Origin of the sequence: Allobosea sp. Leaf344 (assembly GCF_001426225.1) — a bacterium.
Lineage (GTDB): Bacteria > Pseudomonadota > Alphaproteobacteria > Rhizobiales > Beijerinckiaceae > Allobosea.
The window spans coordinates 1-5,263 of the sequence record NZ_LMRT01000003.1 but is presented as its reverse complement, the minus strand read 5'-3'; the positions used below and the strand labels follow the sequence as shown (position 1 = coordinate 5,263).

The window sequence follows — 5,263 nt, the reverse complement described above, 5'->3', positions numbered from 1 at the left end:
GGAGATCAGCGCCGAGATGTCCTTGGCCGCCTCGCCCGAGCGCTGCGCCAGGGTGCGCACCTCGGATGCCACCACCGCAAAACCCTTGCCGGCATCGCCGGCGCGCGCGAGAGCGCTGTCCTCAGGTACAGGTTACAGCACCACAAATCGGGGCATACTAGGATCGGGTTCAACGGATAACAGCATCCAAGCCAATTAGAAACGGATACAGGTGCCTCAACTGATCAAAATCGCACAGCGCCAGCTAGCTCCAATTGCGGGAGTTTCGAATGTATTTGCAGCCGCATAACTTACGTCAAATAGTCAAACCCAGCTCTACCACATTTTTGATTGCTTTTAGCTGTGAGCTTCGTTGGGCAGTGGTAGAGACTACGATTTCCTCGTGATGGATACTCATTACGATGCGAACGGACCTATAATAAATTGTTGGCCCGCTCCGCCAACTGCAGCTGTACTCTGGGCAGGGCTCGTTCTGATGGAACCTGAGGTTCTATTTGCCTTAAGGCTGGTGCCCAGGCAGCGAAAAGAATTTGAAGCACTCGCTTTTGAAAGCGAGCAGTTTCGTACCTTGTGCAGAGATTTGGCCGAAGCGTCAAAAGTCCTGAAGCGCCTTGAAACAACAACCGCTCCCGGAAATGTGGGTATACAAATAGAATACCAGAATTTGATAGACGGGCTAGAATCTGAAATACGGAACGCGGTTAAGAACAGGCAGCTCATAGAGCGCCGCTAGTCTACGGAATGCGACAAATTTTGTGGATTTTTGGAGGCTTGAAATGCTAAGATCGATCGGCTACCCACTTGCCCTCGTCATCTCGCTCGGGTGCGCCGGGTGCGGACCCCTGATCATCACCGATACGGTGTCGGTAGCGGGCGTTGGGCCCGTGGAGATCGACCGGATTCAGGTCCAGGTAGTCTCGATCTCGCCAGAGGAGCGGCTCGCTACGGTTAGGCAAGGAAGGTATACGTGGCAGGTTTTCGTCCCTCCTGTTTTTGGTAACTTGAGGAACGTCAGGCCGGGCGATCGACTACAGATCAGCCGTATCGAAGGTGTAGCCCTGAGCGTTGAACGCGCACGAAAAGGCGCCAGCGCCGGGATCACGTACAATGCATTTGTGAGTGACGGATATTTTCAGAACCTGCCTGACAAATTCGTGGCGCGTTCTCTGACGCTCACAGCACGCATTGAGCAGTTCGATCCCAACGCCGGGATCGTGAGCTACTTGGGCCCGAGCGGCCTTCGAAAAACACGCGTCATTGACCCTGCCTTGAGAAATGCATTTGCCCAATTTAGGCGTGGAGACTTGGTCGAACTGACATTTTCGGAAGCGGTTTACATAGAACACATTTAGGTAGCTGGAATCAGTTTCCGTCGTGGAATGTCTGCGCAGGTTCATTCTCAAGCGTGAGGATGAGCCTGTGCAAGCCATACTCTCATCCTGCGCCTTGGCTTCCGGGCGGCAACTTCTCCAACGATGCTAGCACTATTGCGGACCAGGTTGGCCTGTCCGACTCGACGCCCCAACGTTAATGCGAGCCCGCTATAAAATTGGAGACTCTGGTGGAGCTTTCGAATCATCCCTTGGCATTCCAGATTTTTGCTCATCATTTCCAAAACTGACGGCGTGGATACAAGTGCCTTGACACTGTCATCCCAAGATTGACTGCGTAGATCGGCGTCTGTCAGATTTTCTTTGTTATTTTTGTTGGACGCTAGCCATCGCTCTGCCTGCACTATCTCTAGTGGATAGGTCGAAGCCATCAAGATCTGCGCTAGCAAAGCATCCGGATACAACGCTATAGGAGCCAAGAGGGCGTCAAGTTGCCCTGCGGCAGATAGCGGCTGATCAACTCCGATGGCCACAGGCGCTGATTCAGGCGATCGGACGGGCGCCTGCGCCTGTGCCTGTGCCTGTGCAAGAGCTTCGAGAGGAATCCCGAATGCTAACACGCCTGCCAGCATAGATTGGAGAATCATCGTATTTTCCTAGTTTAGCTTCTCCGCGAAGCTCTAACCGTCCCAATCGCAGACAGCGCTCAGGAAGCATTTGCTGACGCGGTTGCCGACCCCCCAGTGCGCTATCAGAATTCTAGCGAATTCCTGCGGTCTAGAACCTGTACTTGAGGACAGTACTCAAGCCTGAGGCAATCCGGCATTGTCGAGATACGGCATGCGCCATCAAAACGACGTTCATTGTTGAAAGCGGAATTATGGACAGCGAACTTGCCGGCTGATGCTGCCCGCTGCGTGGATCCGGCAAAATGCGTAACGGACATGCCGCGTGGTCGAAGTGGCGCACAGACGAGCCCACTGTGCTTGCACACCACTCACGGGCGTTGAGGTATGCCATGAAATCGCTTTCCGCAGTCCCTCTTGCAATCGCTATTGGAGTGGCCGGCTGTGCTTTCACTGCCAGCGATGCTGAAGCTCAACGCCGTGGAGTAGGCGCAGGCGGTGGATATCGGGGTGGTGCGGCCGTTGCGTACCGTGGCGGATACCGTGGGGCAGCCGTTGGGGTGAGTTACCGAAGTCGGTATGGCGGCGCATACCGCGCTGGATATCGTAGTGCATACCGCGGGGCGGCATACCGTAGCGCTTACTATGGCAACCGCTACTACGGCGGTCGCGCCCTCGCGGTTGGTGTCGGCCTCGCAGCAGGTGCCGCCTACTACGGCAGCGGATATGGCTACGGACCGACTTACACCTACGCTCCCCGTGCCTATAGCTACTATGCTAATGACGTAGCCGGTTACGATTTCTATACCGCCCCGATTTATTGCGGCACTGTATATTGCTATCCAGAAAACGTAGTAAGTTATGGAGATCAGAATTATTACAGCGCGAAGACTGTAAATTACCTAGACGGCGCCGGTTATTACTATCGTGGATATTACGGACGACCAGTCGTTCGAGCCGGATTTCGGCGCGCCGTATACTACAACAACCGTCCGACAATCAGACACTACCGTAGGCACTGGTAAACCTGTCGGTTCGAAGCGCAGTGGATCTTACATATTCCTCAGTCGGCAAATTCGGAACCAATCGATACCGGTATCCAGTCCCATCGCAAAGGCCCAGAACCCTGCGCCATTTTGCCGAGCCCGGGCACACCAGATAAACAAGGGGACGGGCCTCGCTGTCTCGGCCACATGAACCTTGACTAATACGGATCGTCTAGGATGACGCTGCGAGGGGCGAGTGGACGGAAAACTCGGGCGGTCATAATCGCAGACGAGAGAAGGTCTTGTGCCAACTATGATCATTCGGCCGATGCATTAAGCGGAGGCGCCCAAGAACATTTCCTTCCTGCATCGTCTGGGCAATGGCGTCAGTCACGGGTTCGCTCATGAGAAGCGCTTAGGCGGGCTTTGGCCGCGACAATGAGCCTAGCAAGGCTCTATGCAACCATTCCACCCTTCGGCAGTTACATCCGGTTGAACCGCCGAAAGATCCCCATGACAAAAACGTGCGTTCTAGTCGTGGAGGATGAGCCCTTCATTCGCATGAGTACGGTCGGAATGATCGAAGACGCCGGCCACGACGTTATCGAGGCCGCTGACGCCGACGAGGCTATCACTCTGCTCGAGGCGCGGCCCGAGATCCGCGTGGTCTTCTCGGACATAGAAATGCCGGGAGGTTCAATGGATGGACTGAAGCTGATGCATGCGGTCCGGGAGCGCTGGCCGCCCGTCATCCTGATCCTGGCATCTGGGCGCGTCTTGCCCAGCGCGGAGGAAATGCCCTTCGACACGATCTTCCTGCCGAAGCCATACCGCGAGGAGGATATCCTGAAAGTCCTCTCGAAGCTGCCTAGTTAGACAGTTTCGAGGCCTTCACACGCAAGGTCACGATCAGGCCACCTGGCGACCAATTGTAATCGATCGCCCCCCCAAGCTGGCCGGCAATACTGCGTTCGACCAGGCGGCTGCCGTATCCTGCCGGGCGCTCGCCATCCGTGACAGCAGGGCCGCCGCGTTCCGTCCAGATAATCCGGATGTCCTCGCCCTCGTTGTTTCCGGAAATGTCAAGTTGTCCTAGATCAGACGACAACGCCCCGTACTTCAAGGAGTTGGTTGCCAACTCGTGGAAAACCAGAGCAAGCGTCGTGGCCGTGGCCTCCCCCACCCCCATACGGGGGACGGCGACGCGGATGCGGCCGCTGAAGGCACCGGTATCCTCATAGGGTGACAGCACGACCGCCACGAGGTCGCCAAGCAAGGCGGCAGTCCCTTGATGGCCAGGGAGCGGGCGAACCAGGTCGTGAGCTCGCCCCAAGGCCGCGAGCCTGGCGATCAACTCCACCGCCATCTCCTTCGCAGTCGTCGTCGACCGAGACGTGAGCTGCGTGAGCCCCATGGCGATAGCCAGCAGGTTCTTGACTCGGTGGCTCATCTCGCCAGCGAGAAGCTCGTGGCCCTCCTCGGCCTGCTTCCGGCCCGTCACGTCGAGGAAGATGCCATAGGCCAGTCCCATGTGCACCGCGGTGTCATCGCCGATGCCGCGCGCGGAGATCCAGCGGATCTCGCCATCTACTACGATCCGGAAATCGATCTCATAGGCACCGACGATGGCCCGCGTTGCAACGAAGGCCGACCGTACCCGTTCGCGATCAGAAGGATGGATATGGGCCGAGAGATCCTCGAACGTGACGGTTTCACTTTGCGGAAGGTTCCATAGCGCAAAGCCGTTTCCGTCCATCGAGAAGTGATCGTTCGTGACGTTCCACGACCAAAGGGCCACGCCGGCCGCGCTGATCGCGAGACGGAGGCTATCGGCGCTCCACGACAGTGGATTGCTGTGGGTCACGGGAGATTTCCTGAGATGGGGAACGGCACGCGGGTTACTCACTATCGGATATGGCGCACGATCCCAATGTCTTTCGCGTGACAACACTCCCTTCCAGCTCTTCCCCGCCGCCGTCAGCCAGTACCTTGTGCGCTCGTTCTAGTGGATCGTGCGAGCGACTAAAGCCAGAACCGAGAGGATCTAGACAAGATCACGAGCGATCGTGACCCGACTGTCGATTTTATTGAGCTGATGCGCCACAGGACCATCTCGCTTTGCAGAGTGGAGCTGTGAGCGTTCATCACCGAGACTGCACATGTCGTTTCCGGTAATCCGCCACGTCCGGCTGGAATGCGCCACAACTAGACATTGACTCAATGCCGACAAGCGGACATCAGCAAATGCTTCGATGAACTCGACGATGCAGCCAGTTGGCGGATCTCGCCTTTGCGTAAGGCGGCCCGCATCTAGCCCTTC

Annotated in this window: 5 protein-coding genes and 1 pseudogene; 2 read left to right on the top strand and 4 right to left on the bottom strand. The window is 56.7% G+C overall.

Going from position 1 to position 5,263, the window contains the following annotated elements; translation table 11 throughout:
* Window positions 1-108 (bottom strand): annotated as a pseudogene (locus ASG72_RS20250) (methyl-accepting chemotaxis protein); the annotation flags it as partial.
* A 668-nt stretch (window positions 109-776) separates the two neighbouring features.
* Between ASG72_RS20250 and ASG72_RS20615 the strand changes: the two are divergent.
* Window positions 777-1,352: a hypothetical protein gene (locus tag ASG72_RS20615; RefSeq protein ID WP_162246197.1), complete on the top strand. Its 576-nt coding sequence runs from the start codon at window positions 777-779 to the stop codon at window positions 1,350-1,352.
* A gap of 47 nt (window positions 1,353-1,399) precedes the next feature.
* Here ASG72_RS20615 and ASG72_RS20245 read toward each other — a convergent pair whose 3' ends face one another.
* Complete coding sequence (locus ASG72_RS20245; protein WP_244488717.1) at window positions 1,400-1,963, bottom strand: DUF3300 domain-containing protein; 564 nt, start codon at window positions 1,961-1,963, stop codon at window positions 1,400-1,402.
* Window positions 1,964-3,456: 1,493 nt separating this feature from the next.
* On the opposite strand from ASG72_RS20245, the gene ASG72_RS05680 reads away from it, so the two are divergent.
* A complete protein-coding gene (locus tag ASG72_RS05680) occupies window positions 3,457-3,819 on the top strand; it encodes a response regulator (RefSeq protein ID WP_056710038.1) in 363 nt (120 codons plus the stop codon).
* On the opposite strand, the gene ASG72_RS05675 is transcribed toward ASG72_RS05680, so the two are convergent.
* Together ASG72_RS05675 and ASG72_RS21160 are read right to left on the bottom strand one after the other, a co-directional pair.
* Window positions 3,812-4,807: a sensor histidine kinase gene (locus tag ASG72_RS05675; RefSeq protein ID WP_056710036.1), complete on the bottom strand. Its 996-nt coding sequence runs from the start codon at window positions 4,805-4,807 to the stop codon at window positions 3,812-3,814. The two genes, ASG72_RS05680 and ASG72_RS05675, sit on opposite strands and share 8 nt — an antisense overlap.
* A 180-nt stretch (window positions 4,808-4,987) precedes the next feature.
* Window positions 4,988-5,263, bottom strand: a 276-nt coding sequence (locus tag ASG72_RS21160; protein WP_210168554.1) for a hypothetical protein, incomplete at its 5' end; no start/stop codon positions are given.